This window comes from Micrococcus sp. KRD070 (assembly GCF_017168435.1).
GTDB lineage: Bacteria > Actinomycetota > Actinomycetes > Actinomycetales > Micrococcaceae > Micrococcus > Micrococcus luteus.
The window spans coordinates 132297-156449 of the sequence record NZ_JABFNH010000017.1; the positions used below are offsets into that span (position 1 = coordinate 132297).

Consider the following 24153-nt stretch of genomic DNA (forward strand, 5'->3'; position numbering starts at 1 on the left):
CGCTGCTGGTCGGCGCTCATGGTGTGTCCTTTCGAAGCTGGGTGGGCGCGGCGGACCCGCCGCGCCCACCCAGCTTCGAAAGGACACACCATGAGCGCCGACCAGCAGCGTCCGCACGGCTCCTCCGACGCCGAGCGTGGCTCCGAGGAGGAGCCCATCGTGTTCAACGACCGTCGCCGCATCGACCCCGAGACCGGTGAGCCCCGGGTCTCGGCGGAGAGCGCGGCAGAGCAGGCCGAGGACGGCGACGCCCTCGCCCAGGCCGAGCGCATCCTCGACGAGGCCGGCGCGCAGGCCGGGACCGAGGCGCCGCAGCCCGAGGCCTCGGACCGCGAGGCCGAGCTCGAGGCCGACCTGCGCCGGCTGCAGGCCGAGTATGTGAACTACAAGCGCCGCGTGGACCGCGACCGCGACCTGGCCAGAGACGCCGGCGTGCTCAAGGCCGTCACCGCGCTGCTGCCGGTGCTCGACGACATCGACGCCGCCCGCGCCGCCGGCGACCTGACGGACGGTCCGTTCGCCGCCATCGCGACCAAGCTCGACACCGCCCTGGCCGGCCTGGGCCTCGAGCGCCATGACCAGGAGGCGCTGGCCGGCGTCGAGTTCGACCCGGCCGTGCACGAGGCCGTGATGCGCCAGCCGCACGCGGAGGTGCCCGCGGACCACGTGGTCCAGGTCTTCCGCAACGGCTACGTCCGGGACGGCCGCGTGCTGCGCGCCGCCCAGGTGATGGTCTCCGCCGGAGACGAGTGACCCCGTCGGCCGGCGGCCCACCCCGCCGCCGGCCGACCCCCCTGACCGATGCACACGAGAGGAGGCACCATGGCCTCGCAGGATTGGATGGACAAGGACTTCTACGCGACCCTGGGGGTGTCCAAGGACGCCTCCGACGCGGACGTGAAGAAGGCCTACCGCAAGCTCGCCCGCATGTACCACCCGGACCAGAACCCCGGGGACGAGGCGGCCGAGAAGAAGTTCAAGGAGATCTCGGAGGCGTACGCCGTCCTGAGCGACCCCCAGGAGCGGCAGGAATACGACGCGATCCGCGCGATGGGCGGCGGGGCCCGGTTCTCCGCCCCGGGCGGTGCCGGCGGCGGAGGCTTCGAGGACGTCTTCGGCGGCATGTTCGGCGGCGGGGGCGGCCCCCGCGCCACGCAGTCCGAGCCCGACCTGTCCGACCTGTTCAGCGGGATGTTCAGTGGCGCCGCCGGCCAGCCCGGCGGCTTCGGCCCCGGCGGCTTCGGCGACGCCGGCTACGCACGGCCGCGCCCCACGAAGGGCGCGGACCGCACCGCCACCACCACGATCTCCTTCCGCGGCTCGATTCAGGGCACCACGGTGTCCCTGCGCGGCCCGGACGGCGAGACGATCGAGGTGAAGATCCCGAAGGGCATCCGCGACGGCCAGAAGGTCCGTGCCCGCGGCAAGGGCTCGCCCGGCCCGGCCGGCCGCGGCGACCTGCTGGTCACCGTGCACGTGCGCGAGCACGAGTTCTTCCGCCGGGACGGGGACGACCTGCGGATCACCGTGCCGATCACCTTCCCCGAGGCCGCCCTCGGCGCCACGATCGAGGTGCCGACGCTGGAGCGCCCCGTGAAGGTGAAGGTGCCGGCGGGCTCCCAGTGTGGCCGCGTGCTGCGCCTGAAGGGCCGCGGTGTCGAGCGCGGGAAGACGACGGGTGACCTGCTCGTGGAGCTGCGCGTCACCGTGCCCACCACGCTCAACGACGACGCCCGCGCCGCCGTCGAGGCCCTGCAGTCCGCCACTGCCGGCGACGATCCGCGGCGGGAGCTGGCCCGGAAGGCAGCCTGGTGAGCGCCCGCGACGGCGCCGCCCGTGCGGACCGGGGCCGCGAGGGGGGTCCCGACCGGCACGCCCCGGTCTTCGTGATCTCCGTGGCCGCCGAGATGGCGGACATGCATCCGCAGACCCTGCGCCAGTACGACCGGCTCGGCCTCGTGGTCCCCGCCCGCCAGGACGGACGGCACCGCCGCTACTCCCTCGCCGACGTCGAGCGGCTGCAGACCGTGCAGACCCTGAGCCGTGAAGGCATCTCGCTGGAGGGCATCCGCCGCGTGATCGCGCTGCAGCGCGAGGTCGAGCAGCTGCAGGACACCGTGGTCGAGCTGGCTGCCCAGGTGGACCGCCTCCACCACGCCTCCCGCCTGGCCCGCGTCTTCACCGTGGGCTCCGGCGGTGACGTCTCGGCCCGCTACGCCGACCGGATGGCCGTCCGCCGTCACGCCGCGGCACGGGCCGGGGCGGACACCGCGGGCGAGGCCTGCCCGAGCGGCCTGCGGAGGCTGCCCTCCGGCGTCGCAGGCCTCCGACGGGTGCCCACGTGGCAGTCCGAGCAGGACTGAGCCGGGCGTCGTTCGGGGCAGCCGCGCGGTCCCGCGTGCAGGAGCGGCTGCGCGCCGACATGGCCCGGCGCGACGGCCTCGGCCGGCAGGCCCGGAGCGCCCTGGACGGGATCGTCCACGCCCTCAAGCCGGAGGGCATGGACCCGCACCTGCCCGCCCGGCATCTGCTGGACTACGTCCTCGAGGGCCCGGACGGGCCGCGCGCGGTGGTCGCCGCGGGGGACCCCGCGACCGCCACCCACCTGACCTGGCTCGTCTCCGGCATGGGCATCCGCCCCCAGACGGCCTTGTGGGGGACGGCCCGGGAGGCCGCCCACCTCGCCGCCGCCCAGCGCGCCGCCGGCGCACCCCGCCCCGTCGTCATCGGGTGGCTCGGCTACCCCGCACCCACGCCCTGGCGGGTGGTGCTCGACGGCCCCGGCCGGCGCGGCGGCGCGATGCTCGCCGCGGATGTGCGGGCCTGGTGGGAGTTCCTGCGCCACGGGCCGGGGGAGGACGACGATGTCGCCCCGGCCCTGCGCGCCCGCGGGACCGCCGTGCACGGGGCCGTGGAGGCCCACTCGTACGGCTCGCTCGTGGCCGCGCACGCCCTGCGCCTGCTCGCGGACCGGGGCCTGCAGCCCGACGACGCGGAGGCCCCGTGGCCGGCCGAGCGTCCCGTCGAGGCCCTCGTGGTCTCGGGCACGGTCGGCCTGCCCGCCGCCCTGGCGGCCCGTTCCGCGCACCTCGGCCTGCGGTCCGGGCGGACGTTCCGCGCCCTGGCCCCGGGCGATCTCCTCGCCCGGGTCGGCCGCGCGGTCGGCCGTCGTCGGGACTGGACGGACGCCGCCGTGCTGCCGGTGGCCCCGCGGCCCGGCCTGGCGGGGGCCGCCGTCCGCGGCCACCGCACGGCCCGCTGGTCGCCGACGGCCCCCGAGGACGCCCCGAGGGGCTACCGGGACGCCGGGTCCGTGACGCTCGCGGCGACCGCGCGGGTGACCGCCGGCCTGCCGCTGTCGCCCGTTCCGGACGGCGCCGACCCGGCCGGGCCGGTCGCCCCGGCCTGAGCGACCCCGTCGGGCCCCGTGCTCAGCGGCGGCGGTACGCCAGGTCGAACACGAGCCGCCCGGCCCGCTGGGACTTCGCCTCGAAGCTCGTGATCGGTCGGCCCTCGAACCGGGGCGCCCAGCCGCCGTCGTGGTCCACGGGGTCCGCGGCCGCCGCGCCGGCCCGCGCCTCGCCCAGGCCGGCGCGCAGGGGGCGCTCCTCCTCGGCCGCGCTCTCCCATCCCGCGGGCAGCGGCTGGGCACCCACCTCGGTCTCCCTGCCCTCGCGGCGCACCCGCGTGAGCGGAGAGTCCTCGCCCGCGGCGCGCCCGGGGAAGAGGTTCTCGAACTCCGGGTGCGCCTCGAGCACCTCGCGCATCTGCACGGCGTAGCCCGACCAGTCCGTCGCCAGCCGCAGCACCCCGCCGGGGGTGAGCACCCGCGCCACGCGGTCCGCGAAGGCGGGGGAGACCAGGCGGCGCTTGTGGTGCCGCTTCTTGTGCCACGGGTCCGGGAAGAACACCCACACCTCGGAGACGGAGCCGGGCGTGAGCAGGGCGTCCAGCAGCTCGGGGGCGTTGGCCTCCACGGCGCGGACGTTCTCCAGGCCCTGCTGCTCCACGCGCGTCATGAGCGCGGCCAGGCCGGGCACGTAGACCTCGACGGCGAGCACGTTCCAGTCCGGCCGGTCGGCGGCGGCCTGCGCCGTTGACTCGCCCAGCCCGGAGCCGATGTCGACCAGCAGGGGGGCCTCGCGCCCGAACACCCCCGCCCAGTCCAGTCGGGCCTGGCCGTCCACCGAGGTGGCGCCGCGGCCGCGAGGCACGTCCACGAGGACCCGCTCCGCCTGGCGGTCCCACACGGCCTGCCGCCCCGCGGAGGGGGGATGGGGGACCGAGGAAGCCCGCCACCATGGCCCCTTGAAACGGGATTGAGGCCATGGGGTCTGTGTGAGCCCCGCACATCCATGAGACGGCCGGAAGCTCGTGACTTCAGAGTAGACCCGCGCGAGGGGTCGTCGCAATGGGCGGATCCGGTTGCGCTGTCGGCAGAACACCGCGTGGCCGGACCGTGAACGCGAGGTGGCCGGATCGCCCTGTGGACGGCGGCCCGGCGGGCGCGCCGCCCGGCCTAGGCTGGGCGCATGAGCGGGGTGGGGTGGGCGTGGACGCACGGCGCGCCGGCGACGGCGGTGCTGTGGTCCCTGGGGCTGGTGTGGTTCGCGGTGTGCGCGGGCGTGCTCGTGCGCACGGACCTGCGCGAGCATCGGCTGCCGAACCGGTGGACGCTGCGGCTGGCGCTGGGCGGGCTGGCGGCGATGACCGGGGGAGCGCTGCTGGCGGGCCGGGGTGACCTGGCGCTCTGCAGCCTGCTGGGCGGTCTCGGCTACACCGTGGCGATGCTCGCGCTGCACGTGCTCAGCCGCGGTGGCCTCGGGATGGGGGACGTGAAGCTCGCCGGCGGCCTGGGCGTGTACACGGGGGTGCTCGGTCCGACGGCGGTGCTCGCCGCGGGGGTGGGCGCGATCCTGCTCGGCGGAGTGGTGGCCGGGGTGCTGGTGCTCGCGGGCCGGGCGACGGGGCGGACGGCGCTGCCGTTCGGGCCGGCGATGGTGGCGGCGGCCGCCGGAGTGCTGGTGCTGGCGTGAACGACGAGCGGCCGCCCTCCGCACGGGAGGACGGCCGCTCGTCGTCGTGGCCCGGGAGGCGGCGTCGCGCCGCTCACCGGATCCGCCGGATCACTCCGGGTGGGTCATGGACATGGTGTCCAGGGCCTTGTCCAGCTGCTCCTCGGTGACCTCGCCGCGCTCGACGTAGCCGAGGTCCACGACGGCCTCGCGCACGGTCATCTTGTTCGCGACGGAGTGCTTGGCGATCTTGGCGGCGGCCTCGTAGCCGATCACCTTGTTCAGCGGGGTCACGATGGACGGCGAGGCGCCGGCGAGGAAGGCGCAGCGCTCCTCGTTGGCCTCGATGCCGTCGATCATCTTGTCCGCCATGACGCGCGTCGTGTTGGCCAGCAGGCGGATGGACTCGAGCAGGTTGGCGGCCATCACGGGGATGCCCACGTTGAGCTCGAACGCGCCGTTGGTGGAGGACAGGGCGACGGTGGTGTCGTTGCCGATCACCTGGGCGCACACCATGATCGCGGCCTCGCAGATCACGGGGTTGACCTTGCCCGGCATGATCGAGGAGCCCGGCTGCAGGTCCGGGAGGGCGATCTCGCCGAGGCCGGTGTTCGGGCCGGAGCCCATCCAGCGCAGGTCGTTGTTGATCTTCATGATCGAGAACGCGATGTTCCGCAGCTGGCCGGAGGCCTCCACGAGGCCGTCACGGTTGGCCTGGGCCTCGAAGTGGTTGCGGGCCTCGGTCAGCGGCAGACCGGTCTCCTCGGCGAGCAGCTCGATCACGCGGGCGGAGAAGCCCTTCGGGGTGTTGATGCCGGTGCCCACGGCGGTGCCGCCGAGCGGGACCTCGGCCACGCGGGGCAGCGCGGACTGGATGCGCTCGATGCCGTAGCGGACCTGCGCGGCGTAGCCGCCGAACTCCTGGCCCAGGGTCACCGGGGTGGCGTCCATGAGGTGGGTGCGGCCGGACTTCACGATGCCGGCGAAGTCCTCCGCCTTCTTCTCGAGGGAGGCGGCCAGGTGGTCCAGCGCCGGGACGAGGTCGTTCACGAGGGCGGCGGTGACGGCCACGTGCACGGAGGTCGGGAACACGTCGTTCGAGGACTGGGAGGCGTTGACGTGGTCGTTGGGGTGCACCTCGTCCTCGGAGCCGGCCTCCTTCAGGGCGCGGGTGGCGAGGGTGGCGAGCACCTCGTTGGTGTTCATGTTCGAGGAGGTGCCGGAGCCGGTCTGGAACACGTCGATCGGGTACTGGTCGTCGTGGTCGCCGGCGATGACCTGGTCCGCGGCGGCCACGATGGCGTCCGCGCGCTCCTGCGAGATGATGCCCAGCTCGGCGTTCGCCTTGGCCGCGGCCTTCTTGACCTGCGCGAGGGCGTGGATGTGGGCGGGCTCGAGGCCCTTGCCGGAGATCGGGAAGTTCTCCACGGCGCGCTGGGTCTGTGCACGGTAGAGCGCGTTCACCGGCACCTTCACCTCGCCCATGGTGTCGTGCTCGATGCGGAACTGCTGATCGGTGTTCTCTGCGGTCATGGTCACATCCTAGGACGGCGCGGGCGCCCGGTGCCGCACCGGACGCCCGGCGTCGTCAGACCGCCAGGTCGCCGTGCACGCGGCCCGGTCGCGCGGTGCCCTCGGACAGCGAGTAGGTGAGCCCGACGACGGCGGTGCGCCCCGACTCGACGGCCGCGCGGACGGACTGCGAGGTCTCCAGGAGGTGGTCGCAGGTCTGGTCCACGTGCTCGGCCACGAACTCGTCGACCTCCTCCAGCCCGCGGCGACGCCCGGCCAGCACGGACGGGATGATGCGCTCCACGAGGGGGCGCACGAAGCCGCGCGGCATGGTGCCGGAGATGTAGGACTCGACCGTCGCCGTGACGGCGCCGCACGAGTTGTGGCCCAGGACGATGACGAGCGGGATCTCCAGCACGTCCACGCCGTACTCGATGGAGCCCAGCACGGCGTCGTCGATCACGTGGCCGGCCGTGCGCACCACGAACACGTCGCCGAGGCCCAGGTCGAAGATGATCTCGGCCGCCAGGCGCGAGTCGGCGCAGCCGAAGATCACGGCGACCGGGGCCTGACCGGCGGTCAGGTCGCTGCGCCGCTCGGCGTTCTGGTTCGGGTGGCTCGGCTCGCCCGCCACGAAGCGGCGGTTGCCCTCGACGAGGACCTCCCACGCCTCGGCGGGGGTCAGGTCGGAGGTGGGGACGACGACGTCGGGGGCCGGCGTCGTCGTCCCCACCTCGCTCCTCGGGGGTCGGGGTGGAGCGGTCCGGCAGACGCAGGTCGGCGGGGGCGGAGGCGGCGTCCGCGGCGACGTGGCCCAGGTCGGACAGCCAGGCGGTCGCCGTGTCCCGAGGGATCCGCACCGTCAGCACGCCCGCGGCGGCCGGCGCCATGGACGCCTGGTCCGCCTCGAGCATCAGGCTGCCGTCCGGCAGGAAGACCACCGCGTCCCAGACGCGACGGTTCTCCACCTGCTCCGGGGCGTCGACCGCCGAGTCCAGGCGCGAGCCGATCACGTCCGGGTCGTTGGCCATGCGCTGGCGCACCTCGGCGCGGAACGCGTCCCAGCCGTCGGGGGTGAAGAGATCGGCGGTCTCGAGCACGCGGTCCTCGCGGGCCGAGTACCAGATCACGTGCGAGGTGGACACGGAGTCCGTGCCGCGCCGCTCCGTGGCGAGCAGGCGGGCCGCGGCGATGTCCTCGGCCACGACGGCGAGCTGCGGCTGGATCTCCAGGCGCGGGTCCGCGCTCGGGTCGGTGTCCCGGCGGTACTGGTCGATCTGGTCGCGCACGGCCCCGGCCATGGCGTCCGTCCAGGCCGGCGCCCCGGACACCTGCAGCCACGCCCCGTGGTGGTCCGGGTCCTCGCCCTCGAGCACGGCGACGCTCGCCTCCGGCACCCGCTCGAGGTCGTGTGAGGGGACCTCGACCGTGAACGGGGCCATGTCCATGGACGGCAGGGCGGAGGCCGCCGTCGTGGCGGGCGCAGGCTCGGGCTGCGGCTCGGTGCGAGCACAGGCGCTCAGCGCCACCAGGGCGACGGCGGCCAGGCCGAGGGCCGCGCGGCCACGGCGGGGGGAGGGCAGGACGGGGTGCATGCGATTCACTTCCGGTGGTCGGAGGACTCCAGGATGGCCTCGACGCGGGCGGCCATCTCATCCGCGGTCGGCGGGCGCCAGTCCGGGTCGTTCCGGCGGCGGGCGTCACGGCGCAGGCGCAGGACCACCCAGATCGCGAGGAAGGCCAGGATCAGGACCAGGACGATGTTGGAGAAGACGTCCGCGTACTCGGAGACGACGTGGAACCGCTCCCCGAGCGCGTAGCCGCCGTAGACGAAGATCGCGTTCCAGATCAGGGAGCCCAGCGCCGTGAACAGGGTGAACTTCGCGAGGTTCATCCGCTCGATGCCCGCGGGGATGGAGATCAGGGAGCGGAACACGGGGACCATGCGGCCCAGGAACACGGTCCAGTAGCCGTATCGGATGAACCAGCGCTCGGTCTTGGCCACGTCCTCCATGTCCACCAGCGGCATGCGGTCCGCGAGGCGGTACATGCGGTGGCGGCCGAGCCACGCGCCGAGGCCGTAGAGGGCCAGCGCTCCGACGATCGAGCCGACCGTCGCCCAGACCAGCGCGGCATGCGGGCTGAAGGCGCCGCCGGCCGCGGTGAAGCCTGCCAGGGGCAGGATCACCTCGGACGGGATGGGCGGGAAGATGTTCTCCGCGAAGACGGCCAGGCCGACGCCGATCGGGCCGACCGCCTCCATGATGTCCACGACGATGTTGCCGAGCCAGCCGTAGTCGGTGGGCGCGGCGGCGGCCACGGTCAGGGGTGCGACGAGGGGGAGCATGCGCCCCATTGTCCATCATCGACCGCCTCCGCGACGTGGTGGAGGCGCCGACGTCGTCCGCTCTGCGCGCACAGCCGCGCCTCCGGGCGGGCGGGAGCGGGCTGCCGTTGGTACTGTCGGAGGTGCAGACCGCTCACCGACCGTTCGCGCCACACCCCACTCCACGTGCGTGCCGCGGGCCCTACTGGAAGGAAGACTCCATGAGCATCGTCCAGATTCCGCTGCGCCTGGCCTCCGGCGCGTTCATCCTGAACTCCGGCCTGAACAAGCGCGGCATCTCCGCGGAGCAGGCCCAGGGCCTGCGCGACATGGGCGCCCGCGGCCTGCCCGCGCTGGCCAACCTGTCGCCGGAGCAGTTCAAGAAGTTCCTCGTGACCACGGAGATCGGCGTGGGCTCGGCCCTGCTGGCCCCGTTCGTCCCGGGCTGGCTCGCCGGCTCCGCCCTGACCGCGTTCTCCGGCGGCCTGTTCTCGATGTACCTGAACACCCCGGAGATGACCGAGGCCGACGGTGTGCGTCCGTCCCAGGAGGGCACCGGCGTCGCCAAGGACATCTTCCTGGTCGGCTCCGGCCTGGCCATCACCGCCGACTCCGTGGCCAACCGCCCCGGCAAACGCCGCAAGGCCGCCAAGAAGCGCGCCGCCCGCATCGAGGGCGCCCGCGACGCCAAGGTGCAGGCCATCCGCGACGCCCAGGACGAGAAGGTCGCCGCGATCCACGCCGCCCGTGAGGAGCAGGTCGCCGCGCTGCGCGAGGCCCGTGACGAGCTGAAGAAGCTGCGCAAGAAGGCCTGACGCCTCCGCCGCACGCGTGAGGGGCCCCGCCCGGACCATGGTCCGGGCGGGGCCCCTCACGCATGTGCCCGCCCACCGGGCGGGCAGGCTCAGAGGTCGATCTCGGTGGGGTGCAGCACGCGGCGCAGGAAGTCCTGGGTGCGCGGCTGCTGGGGGTCGGAGATCACCGCGGCGGCCGGGCCGGCCTCCACCACGACGCCGCCGTCCATGAACACGACCCGGTCGGCCACCTCACGGGCGAAGCCCATCTCGTGGGTGACCACGAGCATGGTCATGCCGTCGCGGGCCAGCTGACGCATGATCGCCAGGACGTCGCCGACGGTCTCGGGGTCGAGGGCCGAGGTGGGCTCGTCGAAGAGCATCAGCTGCGGGTCCATGGCCAGCGCACGGGCGATCGCCACGCGCTGCTGCTGGCCGCCGGAGAGCTGGTCCGGGTAGCGGTCCTCGAGCTCGGCCAGGCCCACGCGGGCCAGCTGCCGACGGGCGATGTCCGCCGCCTCGGCCTTGCCCCGCTTGAGCACCTTGAGCTGGGCCACGGTGCAGTTCTCCAGCACGGACAGGTGCGGGAACAGGTTGAACTGCTGGAACACCATGCCCACGTGGCGGCGCAGCACGTCCAGGTCCACGTCCTCGTCCGTGACCGTGAACTCACCGACCGTGACGACGCCCGAGTCGGGCTTCTCCAGCAGGTTCACGCAGCGCAGGAGGGTGGACTTGCCCGAGCCGGACGGGCCGATCAGGCACACGACCTCGCCAGGGGCGACCTCGAGGTCGATGCCGCGCAGCACGTGGTTGGCGCCGAAGGACTTGTTGAGGCCGGCCACATGCACGCCGGCGGCGTCCGCGGCGGCCACCGCGCCGAAGGATCCGGTGATGGGGTTCTGCTGGGCCATCTCAGTGCCCCTTCTTGGTCGAACGGGCCTCGAACCGGCGGGCCAGCAGGGACAGCGGCACGGTGATCACGAGGTAGAACAGGCCGGCCACGAGGATCGGCGTCATGCCGGCGTCGAGGGCGGAGATGCCGTCGCGGCCGAACTTGGTGAGCTCGTACTCGTGCGCGGCCAGGCCGAGCACGTAGACCAGCGAGGAATCCTTGGTCAGGAGGATGACCTCATTGGTGAGCGGCGGCAGCACGATGCGGAACGCCTGGGGGATCACGATGGTGACCATGGCCCGCCACGTCGGCATGCCGAGGGACCGGGCCGCCTCCATCTGGCCGCGGGGCACGGCCTGCAGGCCGGCACGCAGGGTCTCGGCGATGTAGGCGGCCGAGACCATGCCCAGGGCCGCCATCACGACGACGGGGATCGGCCAGGACACCCCGAACGCGAAGGGCACCCCGTAGCCGAAGGCGAGGAACACCAGCAGCGCGGGGACGCCGCGGAAGAACTCCACGTAGGCGGTGGCCAGCCACCGGTACGGGCCGAACGAGCTCAAACGCATGAGCGCGAGCACGATGCCGCCCAGCAGGCCGACGACGAACGAGGTGACCGTGTAGAACAGCGTGTTGCCCAGCCCCACGAGGATCACGTTGGGGAACATCGGGGCCACGGCGGGGAAGTTCAGGACGTTCTCGGCGAGCGCGCCCCAGTCGATGAGGACGGCCAGGACGACGAGGGCGAGGACGAAGACGGCCGCCTGGATGATCAGGGACAGCCGACGACGGCGGCGCGCGCGGCCGGGCTTCAGGGCCGGTGCCGGCGAGACGGGGGCCTGCGTGCTCATCGGTAGTCCTCCTGTGCCTGACCGAACCAGCGCTCCTGGAGCTCGGCCACGGTGCCGTCGTTGCGCAGCTCCTGCAGCGCGCGGTTCACGGCGGAGCCGAGCTGCGCCTTCTGCGGGCCGACCGCCATGCCGAGCTGCTCGCCCGTGGGCAGCGACTCGACCACCTCGAAGCGATCGTCGTCCTTGAGGGAGTAGAGCAGCACGGACTGGTTGCCCAGGGCGGCGTCCACGGTGCCGGCCTGGAGGGCCTGGATCTGCATGCCGCCGTCCTCGAACTGCACGGGGCTCAGGCCGTTCTGCTGGGCGTACTCGTCGCCGGTGGTCGCGGCCTGCACGCCGATCCGACGGCCCTTCGCGGAGTCGACGTCGGTGATGCCGGAGCCCTTCTTCGCGACCAGGACGAGGTCGTCGTCGAGGTAGGGGAGGGTGAAGGCCATGACGCGCTGGCGGGCCTCGGTGATGGAGATCGACGAGGCGTTCACGTCGCAGCCGGTGAGCGAGGCACCCGACTCGATGGCCTCGAAGGAGGAGTCGATCACGTTCACCCCGAGACCCAGCTCCTCCGCCACCGCCTCGACCAGCTGGATGTCGTAGCCGGTCAGCTCACCGTTCTCCTCGAACTCGAAGGGCGGGTAGGGGATGTCGGAGCAGACCGTCAGGACGCCGGGCTGGACGAGGCCGTACGAGGTGCTCAGGTCGTCGTCGGACACGATGCCGGCGGATCCGGCGTCGCCGCCGAGGACGGCGCAGCCGGTGAGCAGCGCCGCCGACGCGGTGAGCCCCACGGCGCCGAGGAGGCGGGAGTGGATGCGGGTCATGGAGTGCCTTCTGGGCCGCCGTCGGGAGGACGGGCGTGCGGGTCGGAGGGAGCCGGCAGAGTGACGTGTTCCGCCGTGATTGGTGGTCATCGTAGTGCGTCGGGGGCCGTCGCGGGCGCCGGGAGACGACTCGTCCCCGCGGAGCGAGCCGATCGACCGGTGGCCCTGCCGCGGCCCGCCTCGGCAGACGAAGACTGGCCTTGCGCTGTGGAGATTGTCAGGCTGGTCACATCGTCGTCACCCGGTCTGAGAGGTCTCTCATGCTCCGCACCGCCGCCCCCGCTCCCCCCTGTCCCTGCTCGCCGTGGGCGCCCTCGCGCTCGTCGGCTGCGGTGGGGGAGGCGGCGAGGCCTCGTCCTCCTCGGCCGACGCGTCCGAGTCCGCCCCGACGGGGGCCGGCTCGGGCCTCACGGCCGAGCAGGAGGAGCGCGTGGAGGCGCTCGAGGACGTCCTGCTCACCCCCGAGACCGCGCCCGACGGCGTGTTCACGGACATGGAGACCCAGGCCGGCGGCGGCGGGGAGCCGATCAGCACCAGCCTGAGCCTGACGGGCGTCACCCCCACGGGCGCCTGCGCGGACCTCATCGAGCAGATCAACACGCAGCAGGCGCCCGGGCTCGGCGGTGCGCTGGCCCAGTACGAGGTGGACCCGGACGCCGTCACCGGCCTGGCCGGCTCCCAGGCCGGGGCGTTCGGCATGGTCGCGGTCACCGACGACGGCACCGATCTGCTGGCGCCCTTCGGCGAGCTGGCCGACACGTGCGGCACGTTCGGCGACCCGGACGGCGTCGAGGCGGCCTTCACGAAGGTGCCCGGCGTGCCGGACGCGGTCCACATCGCCCTGGGGAACTCGGGCATGGACACGGCCGTGTTCACCATGACCGTCGGCGGCGTCACGGACGGGGACGAGCTCGTGTACCTCGGCATGGTGGGCCTCGACGAGGAGATCGCGGCCGAGACGCTGCGTGCCCAGGTCGAGGCGTTCGAGAAGCGGGAGCGCTGACCTCTCAGTCGTCGGGCCGGGGCGTCGGCTCGAGGCGGGCGCCGTCGTCGGACACCGGGTCCGCGTGGAACGGGCTGCCCGAGCTGACGTCCTCCGGGCCTCGCCGTCCCGACTCGACCGCGAGGAGGCGCCCCTCCTCGGAGAGCAGGGGTGTGGCCTCGATCGTGAGGTCCTCGCCGGCGCGCACGGCGTCGGCTACGAGCCGGGCCAGGCGGCGGTTGCGGGCCTCGTACCGTTCGGAGTCCTCGAGCACCGCGGTGTGCCGCGTCGCCAGCTGGATCTCGACGGAGGCGTCGATGCCGACGGCCAGCTGGCGGGCACGCAGCACCTCCGCGTCGAAGGCGGCCCCGGCCAACAGCACGATGCACGCCACCCACGCGAGGGCGAGCACGCCGATCGCGGAGTTGATCCGCCCGACCACGGCGAACTGGCCGAACCGGTCCGTGATCCAGCCCAGGGCCACGGTGGCGCCGAAGAGCAGGACCACCACGGCCACGGCGCCGAGCGAGAGCGGGCGGTAGCGGGGCTGCCGGACGTTGGGACCCAGGCGGTAGGCGAGGGTCACGATCAGGGCGATCACCACGAGGATGACCGGCCACTTCACCACGTTCCACGTCTGGACCGTCTCCTCCGGCAGGCCGACGGCCTGGCCGAGGCGCTGGGAGAGGTCCCCGCCGACGACCACCAGGATCGTGATCAGCACGGCGCCGAGCATGAGGGCGAGGGTCTCGACGAAGACCACGAGGCGGAAGTGGAGGAAGGGCCGGCCCTCGCGGGTGTCGTGGATGCGGTGCATGGCCCGGTGGAACGCGGCGACGGCGCCCGAGGCGGACACCACGGTGCCGACGGCCCCCAGGACGACGGCGCCGGTGCCGGGCCCGGCCGAGCCGAGGGTCAGGATCCACTCGCGGACGACGTCGGGCGTCAGCGACGGCCAGATCTCGGCGGCCAGGTGCGCCGCGGCGTCCACGGTCTCCTCCTCGACGCCCAGCAGCGAGACCACGGAGAGCAGGGCGATGACGGTGGGCAGCAGGGACAGCGCCCCGAAGAAGGTCATGGCGGCGGCCACATCCCAGACCTGCAGCTCGAAGAGCCGGTGCAGGGTGCGGCGCAGGACGTACAGCAGGGACACCCGCGGTCGGGTGTACGTGCGGAGGCGCCGGGGCGCCGCTGTGGAGCCGGCCATGGCACCAACGTACCGGCGCGAGGGGGAATAGCCCTGGTGCGTGGAGGGTTGAGCTATATAGACTCAACTTCGTCTGCGGCGGGAACGGCCCGCGGTCGACGGTTGTCCGACACCCCGGGACACGGGAGAGAAGGAGCCAATAGTCCATGGATGCCAAGTTCACCACCAAGAGCCAGGAGGCGCTCTCGGCTGCGGCCATGAACGCCTCCACCGCCGGCAACCCCCAGGTCGAGCCGGCCCACCTGCTGAAGGCCCTGATGGACCAGCGGGAGTCCGTCGCCGTGGCCGTCCTGAAGGCCGCCGGGGCCGACCCCGACGCCGTCTCCACGGCGGCCTCCTCGGCCATCCGACGCCTGCCCTCCACCCAGGGCAGCACGGTGGCCCAGCCCCAGTTCTCGCGCGCCGCCCTGCAGGTCGTGCAGAACGCGCGCACCCAGGCCGAGCAGCGCTCGGACGAGTTCGTCTCCACCGAGCACCTGCTGCTCGGCGTGGCAGCGGACTCCGGCGAGGCCGGTGAGGCACTGCGCTCGAACGGGGCGAGCCTCGAGGCGCTCGCCGCCGCCCTGACCCTGGTGCGCGGCGACTCCCGCGTCACCACCCAGGACCCGGAGACCACCTTCCAGTCCCTGGAGAAGTACGGCACGGACCTCACCGAGATCGCCCGCTCCGGCAAGCTCGACCCGGTGATCGGCCGCGACGCCGAGATCCGCCGTGTGGTGCAGGTGCTCTCGCGCCGCACCAAGAACAACCCCGTGCTCATCGGCGAGCCCGGCGTCGGCAAGACCGCCGTCGTCGAGGGCCTGGCCCAGCGGATGGTGGCCGGGGACGTCCCCGAGTCCCTGCGCGGCAAGACGCTGATCAGCCTGGACCTGGGCGCCATGGTCGCCGGCGCCAAGTACCGCGGCGAGTTCGAGGAGCGCCTGAAGGCCGTCCTCGAGGAGATCAAGGCCGCCGAGGGGCAGGTCGTCACGTTCATCGACGAGATCCACACCGTCGTGGGCGCGGGCGCGTCCGAGGGCGCCATGGACGCCGGCAACATGCTCAAGCCCATGCTGGCCCGCGGCGAGCTGCGCCTGATCGGCGCGACCACCTTGGACGAGTACCGCGAGAACATCGAGAAGGACCCCGCCCTGGAGCGCCGCTTCCAGCAGGTCTTCGTGGGCGAGCCCAGCGTGGACGACACGATCGCCATCCTGCGCGGGCTCAAGGAGCGCTACGAGGCCCACCACAAGGTGGCCATCGCCGACTCCGCGCTCGTGGCCGCGGCCACGCTGTCCCACCGGTACATCACCGGCCGCCAGCTGCCGGACAAGGCCATCGACCTCGTGGACGAGGCCGCCTCACGCCTGCGCATGGAGATCGACTCCGCCCCGGAGGAGATCGACGTCCTGCGCCGCCAGGTGGACCGCCTGACCATGGAGGAGCTCGCCCTCGAAGGCGAGACGGACCCCGCGTCCATCGAGCGGCTCGACGCCCTGCGCGCGGAGAAGGCGGACCGCGAGGAGGAGCTCACCGCCCTCACCGCCCGCTGGGACGCGGAGAAGGCCACCCTCAACCAGGCCGGCGACCTGCGCGCCAAGGTGGACGAGCTGCGTTCGCTCGCCGAGAAGGCCCAACGCGACGGCGACCTCGCCGAGGCCTCCCGCCTGCTGTACGGCGAGATCCCCGCGCTGGAGAAGCAGCTCGAGGAGGCGGACCGCGCCGCCCGCGAGGCCGACCGCTCGGCCACCGAGCCGATGGTCTCCGAGGAGGTCACGGCGGACGACATCGCCGAGGTGGTCTCCGCCTGGACCGGCATCCCCGCCGGGCGCATGCTCACCGCCGAGTCCGAGAAGCTGCTCACCATGGAGGAGCACCTCGGCGAGCGGCTGATCGGGCAGCGGGACGCCGTCGTCGCCGTCGCGGACGCGGTGCGCCGCTCGCGGGCCGGCATCGCGGACCCGAACCGGCCCACGGGCTCGTTCCTGTTCCTGGGCCCCACGGGCGTGGGCAAGACCGAGCTGGCCAAGGCGCTCGCGGAGTTCCTCTTCGACGACGAGCGCGCCATGGTGCGGATCGACATGTCCGAGTACGCGGAGAAGCACTCCGTCTCCCGCCTGGTCGGCGCCCCTCCGGGCTACGTCGGCTACGACGAGGGCGGCCAGCTCACGGAGGCCGTGCGGCGTCGCCCGTACTCGGTGGTGCTGCTGGACGAGGTGGAGAAGGCCCACCCCGAGGTCTTCGACATCCTGCTCCAGGTGCTCGACGACGGCCGCCTCACCGACGGCCAGGGCCGCACCGTGGACTTCCGCAACGTGATCCTGATCCTCACCTCGAACCTGGGCTCGCAGTTCCTCGTGGACCCGACCCTGGACGAGGCCGCCAAGCGCGAGTCCGTGATGTCCGTGGTGCGCGGGGCGTTCAAGCCCGAGTTCCTCAACCGCCTGGACGAGATCGTGCAGTTCGACGCGCTCACCGTGGCCGAGCTGACGCGGATCGTGGACCTGCAGGTCGAGTCCCTGCAGGCGCGCCTGACGGACCGCCGCCTCACCCTCGAGGTGTCCGACGCCGCCAAGGCGTGGCTCGCCGCGACCGGGTTCGACCCGGCCTACGGCGCCCGGCCCCTGCGCCGCCTGGTGCAGCGCGAGATCGGCGACCGCCTGGCCCGCGGCATCCTCGCCGGGGAGATCGCGGACGGGGACACCGTGGTCGTGGACCGTGTCGAGGGCGAGAACGGCCTCACCGTGACCCGGAAGGGCTGACGCCGGGACCGACGGACCGTGTTCCTCCTCCCTCTGGCGCGTCGGGGGCGGTTTCGGGTGGCATCCGGCCTGGATACCACCCGAAACCGCCCCCGACGGCATCTGCGAGACGGGCGGACGCCTCGGGTCAGCGGGTGCCGAGGGCGTCGGCGTCCTGCTGGAGGGTGCCGATCAGGTTCGCCACCGCGCGGGCCGTGTGGGTCAGCGTGGTGATGGAGACGTTGTCGATGTCGTCCTGGGGCGTGTGGTAGTTGTCGTCGCGGATCGAGAGCAGGCCCGTCGAGGCGATGCCCGCGTCCACGAACGGCGCGTAGTCCGAGCGGCCGTTGCTGCCCTCGGGCTGGTGCGTGTGGCCGTCGCGGTCGAGCTGCGCGCCGAGCAGGGACTCAGCACCGATCGACCAGTCGGCCGTGAGCACGCCGAGCGTGTTCTGGTGGTCCAGCGAGGCCACCATGTCCAGGTTGGTGTAGAGGATGATGTCCTCACGCTCCGCGGCGGTCAGGGTGTCCACGTAGTGGTGCGAGCCCAGCAGGCCGATCTCCTCGGCGCCCCACAGGGCGAAGCGGACCTTGCTCTCGGCCTTGTTGGCCTTGGCGGCCTGGCGCGCGACCTCGAGGGTCGCCGCGACGCCCGAGGCGTTGTCGTGGATGCCCGGGCCCTCCGGCACGCCGTCCAGGTGGGCGCCGAGCATCACGACGTCGTCGTCGCTGCCCGTGCGCGTCTCCGCCAGCACGTTCCAGGTGGGCCGCTGCTCCACAAGCTGCTCGAGGTCCAGGGTGACGGTGGCGCCGCCGGCGCGGGTCTGGGCCAGCAGGTCGGCGCCCAGCTCGCGGGTCACGCCCACGGTCCCGACGACGTCGCCCGGCGCGGCGCCCAGGGTGCCGTTCAGCGCGCCCTCGGCGTTGTTGTAGATGATGACGGCCTCGGCACCGGAGGCGGCCGCGACCTGGGACTTCTGGGCGAAGGTGCAGTCGCCCCGGGAGACCAGGGCGACGCTGCCGGTCAGGTCCGCGTCGGCCCAGTCCGCGTCGGCGCAGCCGGTGGCGGCGCCGGCGGGGGCGGCGAGCGGGGCGTCGGCGACCTGCGCTGACGGCGAGGACGTGAAGACGGTGTGCTCGAGGTCGCGCTGGACGGGTCCGGTTTGCTGAAGCCGGTCCCGCAGGGTCTCGGTGTAGGTGATCTCGAACTCCTGGAGCTCGACGTCGTAGCCGGCCTCCTCGAGCTCGCCCACGGCGTAGTCGAGCGAGGCCTGGAAGCCCGGCGTGCCCGCGGCGCGGTTGCCGTGCTCGTCCGCGATGGCCGCGAACGCCTCGATGTCCTGGCGGAGGTGGTCCGAGGAGATGGATCGGACCAGCTTCTCCGGTGAGTTCGGGTTGCCGCCGGCACGGTTCTGGCCGGGGCCCAGGCCCCGGTCGGCGGTCTGCGCGGCGGCGAGCGTGGCGGCCAGGGTGGCGGCGGCCAGCAGGGTGGGGGTGCGGCGCATGGGCATCCTCATCGTCGGGGCGGATGTGACGTACGCAACCTAGCCGCTCGTCCAGCGTCCGTACAGGGTGCGTGTCACGCCCGTCCAGCCGGATGCCGCGCGTGTCGCGGCCGCCCGCGCCGCACCCGGCGCCACTGCACGCCCCGCCGGACCGGGCCGGTCGTCGTCGTCCACAGGCCGTCCGGCGGGTCATGTATCCTTGTCCGCACGAACCATATTGACCAGTGAAGACCTCGGCGGGCCCCTGTGCGCCACAGATCCGAGGCGGCGAGAGATGCGAAGGGGGTCACGCTCATGGGGCGCGGCCGTCAGAAGGCGAAGGCCACGAAGCAGGCACGGGAGATGAAGTACTTCTCTCCCGGAACAGACCTCTCGGCACTGGAGCGAGAGCTCACGGGCGGACGCACGCGCGGCCCGGAGCAGGACCAGGAGCCCGAGTACGAGGATCCGTACGCGGACCTCTACGCGGAGGACGAGGACGACGACGCGCGGGCGCGATGACGCCCGCACGGCATCCGGCCCTGGACGGGCATCAGGCCGCCCTGCGGTCGATCGCCAGGGTGGTGGATGAGACAGCACCGCTGCAGGACCCCGAGACGGCGTCTCGGGGTCTGCTGCGTCTGATGGAGGAGTCCCGCCCGCTCGTGATCACCGGGGCCGGCGTGTCCACCGACTCCGGCATCCCGGACTACCGGGGGCCGAACGGGTCCCTGCACCGCCACCGGCCGATGACGTACCAGGAGTTCCGGGACGACCCGGCCGCCCGCCACCGCTACTGGGCACGCTCGTTCGTGGGCTGGCGTCGCATGGACCAGGCCCGGCCGAACGAGGCGCACCGCATCCTCGCGCGCTGGGCGGCCGAAGGGCGGATCGCCGGCGTCCTGACCCAGAACGTGGACGGGCTGCACGCCGAGGCCGGACGCGCGGCGGGGATGCCGGAGGACCGGCTGATCGAGCTCCACGGGGACCTGGCGCGCGTGGCCTGCCTGAACTGCGGGGCCACCGAGTCCCGCCGTGACCTGGACCTGCGGCTCGAGGCCGCCAATCCGGGCTACCTCGAGCGCGTGGCGATCGACCCGGACGCCGTGAACCCCGACGGGGACGTCTCCCTCGACCAGCACTGGGTGGAGGAGTTCACGATGGTCGGCTGCCGGGTGTGCGGCTCCGTGAAGCTCAAGCCGGACGTCGTGTACTTCGGCGAGTCCGTGCCCGCGGCGCGGCGCGCGGCCGCGGAGGCGATGGCCGACGACGGCGGCACGGTGCTCGCCGTCGGCACCTCGCTGGCCGTGATGAGCGGCTACCGGTTCGTGCTGCGGGCCGAGCGGGCCGGGCATGAGACGGGGCTGATCAACCTCGGCCCCACCCGCGCCGACGCCAAGGCCCGCTGGCGCTGGCGCGCCCCGGTCGCCGACGCGCTGGCCTGGCTCGACGCCCGCCTCTGACCCCCACCCACGTTTTCGTGCGGGAAACGGCGGGCGCCGGGGGTGTGGACACCGGGTGGCCCGGGGCCACGCACGACTCCTGCACAGGTGGCACCGCCGACGTCGTCGTCCACGGTGGGTGCTCCCGCGCGGCCGGGGTCGGCCGGGTTGAGCCATCGTCACGGGCATGGTCACGTCTTCCCTGCCCCTGTCGGACATCGCCGAGGCCGGCCGGCCGTTCACCCGTGGCGACCTGCGCGCGGCCGGGGTCTCGGAGCGACTGGTCCGCGGCGGTGACGTGCGGCGCGTGACACATGGGGTCCATCGGCTCCGGACTGACCACCTCGGCTCGTGGGCGGATCTCGGCTACGCCGAGGCGCCCGCTCCCTTCGCGCCGGAGGAGACGGCCGCGATCGTGGAGGCGAGCGGGGGAGTGGCCTCCCACCTCACGGCGCTGCTCCTGCACCGCGTGCCGCTGCCGCCGTTCCTGGCGGAGGACGGCACGGTGCACGTGTCCCGGCCGCACCCGCGCGGGGCGAGCGTCCGACCGGAGATCACCTCGCATGCCCGCCTCGTCCCGGCCGCGGACGTCACAGCCCTCCACGGGATCCGCCTGACGAGCCTGGAGCGATCCTGGGCGGATCTGGCCGCGCTGCTTCGTCCAGGCATGCTCGAGCCCGTCGTGGCGGCCGGGGACGCCCTCATCCATCGGCCGTGGTCGCCGGAGGGGCGTCGCTCACCACGGACCACGACGGCGGCCCTGCGGTCCGCGCTCCTGCGTGCCGGACGGTTCAAGGGAGTGCGCACCGCCCGTGCCGCACTCGAGCTGGTGCGGGTGGGCGCGGATTCCCCGCAGGAGACAGCCCTGCGACTGGCCCTGCTCCACGCCGGCCTGCCCGAGCCGGAGCTCCAGCTGGTGCTGCACTCGGGCCGGGCCCGGTCACCGGACGCGGATCTGGGGTGGCGGCAGTGGCGCTTGGTGGTCCACTACGACGGCGGTCACCACCTCGATCCTGCACAGCTCGCGGTGGACTCGTGGCGAGACGAGGGATGGGCGCGCGCGGGCTGGACGCAGATCTGGGCCACGGTGGACGACGCGCGGGACGACTTCCGGCGCGTCGTCGCCGAGGTGCAGACGCACCGGGCCCGGCTCGGCGGGCGGATCTTCGCGTCGTGAACCGCCGTTTCCCGAACGAAAACGCCCCGGAGGCCGCCGTTTCCCGAACGAAAACGCTCCGGAGGCCGCCGTTTCCCGAACGAAAACGCTCCGGAGGCCGCCGTTTCCCGAACGAAAACGCCCCGTGGGGGTCAGGCGGCGTACTGGCCGCGCATCAGCACGGCGCCGCCGTCGACGCCCTTGGCGCCCTGCACGAAGTCCAGGCCCGCGGCCGCCGCGTCGTCGGTGAGGGCGCCGATGGTGCCCATCTCCCACGCGTCGATGCCGGCGTCCACGAGCACGGAGATCGACGTCGCGGCCACCTCCGGGTCCACCACGGCCACCATGCCCACGCCGAGGTTGAGGGTGCGCTCGAGGTCGGACTGCGGAACGCGGCCGAGCTCGCCCACCAGGCGGAACACGGGCGGCAGGGACCAGGTGTCGCGCTCGACGGTCGCCATGAGGCCCTGCGGGAGCACGCGCGCCAGGTTCGCGGCCAGGCCGCCGCCGGTCACGTGGCTGAACGCGCGCACCGGCAGGTCCGAGCCGCCCTCGTGGCCGTTGAGGCGCTGCACCAGGTCGAGGCAGGCGCGGGAGTAGATGCGGGTCGGCACGAGCAGCTCCTCGCCGAGGGTGCAGCCGAGCTCGGTGACCTCGCGGTCCAGGGACCAGCCCGCGGCGTTCACCACGCGGCGCACGAGCGAGTAGCCGTTCGAGTGGATGCCGGAGGAGGCCATGCCGATCACGACGTCGCCGGACTGCACCCGCTCCGCGCCCAGGACCATGTCCGCCTCGACCACGCCGGTGGCCGCGCCCGCCACGTCGTACTCTTCCGCGGCCAGCAGGCCCGGGTGCTCGGCGGTCTCGCCGCCCACGAGCGCAGTGTCGGCCAGGCGGCAGCCCTCGGCCACGCCGCGCACGATGTCCGCGATGCGCTCGGGCACGACCCTGCCGCATGCGATGTAGTCGGTCATGAACAGGGGCTGGGCGCCGACCACCACGATGTCGTCCACGACCATGCCCACGAGGTCCTGGCCGATGGTGTCGTGCTTGTCCATCGCCTGCGCGATCGCCACCTTGGTGCCGACACCGTCCGTGGACGTGGTCAGCAGCGGCTTGCGGTACTGCAGCAGCGCGGAGGCGTCCCACATGCCGGCGAAGCCGCCGATGCCGCCCATGACCTCGGGGGTGTGGGTGGCCTTCACGGCGTCCTTCATCAGCTCGACGGCGCGGTCGCCGGCCTCCACGTCGACGCCGGCCGAGGCGTAGGTGATCGGGGCGGCGGAGGAGGGGGTCTGGTTCGGGGTCACAGCGGGGTCCTGTCCGTCTCGGTGAGCAGCTTCTCGTCGTCGGCGTCCGGGCCGGGCTCGCAGCCCGTGGCGGTCACGGTGGTGGTCTCGCCGTCCACGTCCAGCACCACGGTGGACGCGGGCGACACGGCGACCGGCTCCAGCAGGCCCTTGCCGCGCTCGCCCTCGTCGGCCAGCGGGATCGGGTAGTCACCGGTGAAGCAGGCGGTGCACAGGCGCTCGCGCGGCTGCCCGGTGGCCTCGATCATGCCCTCCTCGCTGATGTAGGCCAGCGAGTCGGCGCCGATGGATGCGGCGATCTGGTCCACCGCGGCGCCGTTGGCGATGAGCTCGGCGCGGGTGGCGAAGTCGATGCCGTAGAAGCAGGGCCACTTCACGGGCGGGGAGGAGATCTTCACGTGCACCTCGGCGGCGCCGGCCTCCTTGAGCATCCGCACGACGGCGCGCTGGGTGTTGCCCCGCACGATCGAGTCGTCCACCACCACGACGCGCTTGCCTGCCACCACGGTGGACTGGACGTTGAGCTTGAGGCGGATGCCGAGCTGGCGCAGCGTCTGGGACGGCTGGATGAAGGTGCGGCCCACGTACGCGTTCTTCACGAAGCCCTGGCGGAACGGCAGGCCCGAGGCGTCCGCGTAGCCCACGGCGGCGGGCGTGCCGGACTCGGGCACGGGGATCACGACGTCGGCGTCGACCGGCTGCTCGAGCGCGAGGCGGCGGCCCATCTCCACGCGGGACTCGTACACGGAGCGCCCGGCGATCGTGGCGTCCGGCCGGGCGAGGTACACGTACTCGAACACGCAGCCGGCCGGCTTGGACTCGGCGAAGCGGGTGGAGCGGATGCCCTCCTCGTCGATCGCGATCATCTCGCCGGGCTCGACCTCCCGGATGAACGAGGCGCCGACGGTGGCGAGGGCCGACTGCTCGGAGGCCACCACCCAGCCCCGCTCGAGGCGGCCGAGCACGAGCGGGCGCACGCCCTGCGGGTCGCGGGCGGCGTAGAGGGTGTGCTCGTCCATGAACACGAAGCAGTAGGCGCCGCGGATCTTCGGCAGCAGCTCGAGGGCGGTCTCCTCGAGGCGGTCCCCGGGGGCGCCGTGCAGCAGGGCCGTGACCAGGGCGGTGTCCGTGGTGTTGCCCTGCTTCATCTCACCGTGGGTGTGGCGGCCGTCCGCGGCGTGCACCATGCGCAGCAGCTCGGCGGAGTTCACGAGGTTGCCGTTGTGCGCCAGGGCGACCGTGCCGTCGTCGGCGGTGGCGCCCAGGGTGGGCTGGGCGTTGGCCCACTTGTTCACGCCGGTGGTGGAGTAGCGGCAGTGGCCGACGGCGATGTGGCCGCTCAGTGCGGTCAGGGTGGCCTCGTCGAACACCTGGGAGACCAGGCCGATGTCCTTGTAGACGGCGATGCGCCCGCCGTCCGAGACGGCGATGCCCGCGGACTCCTGGCCGCGGTGCTGGAGGGCGTACAGGCCGTAGTAGGCCAGTTTCGCGACCTCCTCGCCCGGCGCCCACACGCCGAACACGCCGCATTCGTCCTGCGGCCCCTGGTCCTGGGGGTCGAGGGCGGCGGTCAGGCGGCCGTCGCCTCGTCGGGTGCGCGGTGCGATCACTGCTCGGGGGTCCTTTCGGTGGGGGTGGTGCG

The 24153-nt window shown here is 73.3% G+C and carries 22 protein-coding genes; 11 read left to right on the forward strand and 11 right to left on the reverse strand.

The window, feature by feature from the left end; genetic code table 11:
* Positions 1-90 precede the first annotated feature (90 nt).
* From J1M38_RS05845 to J1M38_RS05860, 4 genes are all read left to right on the forward strand, one after another.
* Positions 91-753, forward strand: coding sequence for a nucleotide exchange factor GrpE (locus J1M38_RS05845; RefSeq protein WP_078026124.1), 663 nt, complete (start codon positions 91-93; stop codon positions 751-753).
* Between the two features lie 69 nt (positions 754-822).
* Complete coding sequence (locus J1M38_RS05850; protein ID WP_078026125.1) at positions 823-1815, forward strand: DnaJ C-terminal domain-containing protein; 993 nt, start codon at positions 823-825, stop codon at positions 1813-1815.
* Positions 1812-2363, forward strand: a complete 552-nt coding sequence (locus J1M38_RS05855) for a heat shock protein transcriptional repressor HspR (RefSeq protein WP_020626477.1) — start codon at positions 1812-1814, stop codon at positions 2361-2363. The genes J1M38_RS05850 and J1M38_RS05855 overlap by 4 nt, the downstream gene beginning before the upstream one ends.
* Positions 2342-3409 carry an alpha/beta hydrolase gene (locus J1M38_RS05860; protein ID WP_230259732.1) on the forward strand — a complete coding sequence of 356 codons (1068 nt, stop codon included), beginning with the start codon at positions 2342-2344 and terminating at the stop codon, positions 3407-3409. The genes J1M38_RS05855 and J1M38_RS05860 overlap by 22 nt, the downstream gene beginning before the upstream one ends.
* 22 nt (positions 3410-3431) lie before the next feature.
* Here J1M38_RS05860 and trmB read toward each other — a convergent pair whose 3' ends face one another.
* Positions 3432-4250 carry a tRNA (guanosine(46)-N7)-methyltransferase TrmB gene (gene trmB / locus J1M38_RS05865; RefSeq protein WP_342356208.1) on the reverse strand — a complete coding sequence of 273 codons (819 nt, stop codon included), beginning with the start codon at positions 4248-4250 and terminating at the stop codon, positions 3432-3434.
* Positions 4251-4532: 282 nt separating this feature from the next.
* Between trmB and J1M38_RS05870 the strand changes: the two genes are divergently transcribed.
* Positions 4533-5036 (forward strand): A24 family peptidase, encoded by a 504-nt coding sequence (locus J1M38_RS05870; RefSeq protein ID WP_061866914.1) that lies wholly within the window; start codon positions 4533-4535, stop codon positions 5034-5036.
* 90 nt (positions 5037-5126) lie between these two features.
* Here the strand turns inward: J1M38_RS05870 and J1M38_RS05875 are convergent, their stop codons facing one another.
* The 3 genes from J1M38_RS05875 to J1M38_RS05885 form a co-directional block, all read right to left on the reverse strand.
* Complete coding sequence (locus tag J1M38_RS05875; protein WP_061866913.1) at positions 5127-6548, reverse strand: class II fumarate hydratase; 1422 nt, start codon at positions 6546-6548, stop codon at positions 5127-5129.
* A gap of 55 nt (positions 6549-6603) precedes the next feature.
* Positions 6604-7260 carry a carbonic anhydrase gene (locus J1M38_RS05880; protein ID WP_309446270.1) on the reverse strand — a complete coding sequence of 219 codons (657 nt, stop codon included), beginning with the start codon at positions 7258-7260 and terminating at the stop codon, positions 6604-6606.
* Between the two features lie 867 nt (positions 7261-8127).
* A complete protein-coding gene (locus tag J1M38_RS05885) occupies positions 8128-8874 on the reverse strand; it encodes a DedA family protein (protein WP_036382290.1) in 747 nt (248 codons plus the stop codon).
* 200 nt (positions 8875-9074) lie between these two features.
* On the opposite strand from J1M38_RS05885, the gene J1M38_RS05890 reads away from it, so the two are divergent.
* Complete coding sequence (locus J1M38_RS05890; protein ID WP_113913835.1) at positions 9075-9668, forward strand: hypothetical protein; 594 nt, start codon at positions 9075-9077, stop codon at positions 9666-9668.
* Positions 9669-9757: 89 nt separating this feature from the next.
* Here J1M38_RS05890 and J1M38_RS05895 read toward each other — a convergent pair whose 3' ends face one another.
* From J1M38_RS05895 to J1M38_RS05905, 3 genes are read right to left on the reverse strand one after another with little or no spacing between them, the layout of a single operon-like run.
* Entirely contained in the window at positions 9758-10561 is an 804-nt protein-coding gene (locus J1M38_RS05895; RefSeq protein WP_036339321.1) for an amino acid ABC transporter ATP-binding protein, read from the reverse strand.
* Between the two features lies 1 nt (position 10562).
* On the reverse strand, positions 10563-11393 hold the full coding sequence (locus J1M38_RS05900; RefSeq protein WP_052006995.1) for an amino acid ABC transporter permease: 831 nt from the start codon (positions 11391-11393) through the stop codon (positions 10563-10565).
* Positions 11390-12211 (reverse strand): ABC transporter substrate-binding protein, encoded by an 822-nt coding sequence (locus tag J1M38_RS05905; RefSeq protein WP_036382225.1) that lies wholly within the window; start codon positions 12209-12211, stop codon positions 11390-11392. The genes J1M38_RS05900 and J1M38_RS05905 overlap by 4 nt, the downstream gene beginning before the upstream one ends.
* Positions 12212-12515: 304 nt before the next feature.
* On the opposite strand from J1M38_RS05905, the gene J1M38_RS05910 reads away from it, so the two are divergent.
* Positions 12516-13214, forward strand: coding sequence for a hypothetical protein (locus tag J1M38_RS05910; RefSeq protein WP_241246507.1), 699 nt, complete (start codon positions 12516-12518; stop codon positions 13212-13214).
* Positions 13215-13218: 4 nt separating this feature from the next.
* On the opposite strand, the gene J1M38_RS05915 is transcribed toward J1M38_RS05910, so the two are convergent.
* Complete coding sequence (locus tag J1M38_RS05915; RefSeq protein WP_206481513.1) at positions 13219-14400, reverse strand: YihY/virulence factor BrkB family protein; 1182 nt, start codon at positions 14398-14400, stop codon at positions 13219-13221.
* A gap of 146 nt (positions 14401-14546) precedes the next feature.
* On the opposite strand from J1M38_RS05915, the gene clpB reads away from it, so the two are divergent.
* Positions 14547-17141 (forward strand): ATP-dependent chaperone ClpB, encoded by a 2595-nt coding sequence (gene clpB / locus J1M38_RS05920; RefSeq protein WP_070709419.1) that lies wholly within the window; start codon positions 14547-14549, stop codon positions 17139-17141.
* Positions 17142-17268: 127 nt separating this feature from the next.
* Here clpB and J1M38_RS05925 read toward each other — a convergent pair whose 3' ends face one another.
* Positions 17269-18624: a M20/M25/M40 family metallo-hydrolase gene (locus J1M38_RS05925; protein ID WP_241246508.1), complete on the reverse strand. Its 1356-nt coding sequence runs from the start codon at positions 18622-18624 to the stop codon at positions 17269-17271.
* A 294-nt stretch (positions 18625-18918) separates the two neighbouring features.
* Here J1M38_RS05925 and J1M38_RS05930 point away from each other — a divergent pair, with 294 nt between their 5' ends.
* From J1M38_RS05930 to J1M38_RS05940, 3 genes are all read left to right on the forward strand, one after another.
* Complete coding sequence (locus J1M38_RS05930; protein WP_036314242.1) at positions 18919-19125, forward strand: DUF3073 domain-containing protein; 207 nt, start codon at positions 18919-18921, stop codon at positions 19123-19125.
* Positions 19122-20066 (forward strand): Sir2 family NAD-dependent protein deacetylase, encoded by a 945-nt coding sequence (locus J1M38_RS05935; protein ID WP_044658859.1) that lies wholly within the window; start codon positions 19122-19124, stop codon positions 20064-20066. Before J1M38_RS05930 ends, J1M38_RS05935 begins: the two co-directional genes overlap by 4 nt.
* A 166-nt stretch (positions 20067-20232) precedes the next feature.
* On the forward strand, positions 20233-21222 hold the full coding sequence (locus tag J1M38_RS05940) for a hypothetical protein (protein WP_206481918.1): 990 nt from the start codon (positions 20233-20235) through the stop codon (positions 21220-21222).
* Between the two features lie 131 nt (positions 21223-21353).
* On the opposite strand, the gene purM is transcribed toward J1M38_RS05940, so the two are convergent.
* The gene (purM, locus tag J1M38_RS05945; protein ID WP_206481916.1) at positions 21354-22511 is read right to left on the reverse strand and encodes a phosphoribosylformylglycinamidine cyclo-ligase; all 1158 of its coding nucleotides are present in this window, start codon (positions 22509-22511) and stop codon (positions 21354-21356) included.
* Positions 22508-24121 carry an amidophosphoribosyltransferase gene (gene purF, locus J1M38_RS05950; RefSeq protein WP_206451027.1) on the reverse strand — a complete coding sequence of 538 codons (1614 nt, stop codon included), beginning with the start codon at positions 24119-24121 and terminating at the stop codon, positions 22508-22510. Before purF ends, purM begins: the two co-directional genes overlap by 4 nt.
* Between the last annotated feature and the right edge of the window lie 32 nt (positions 24122-24153).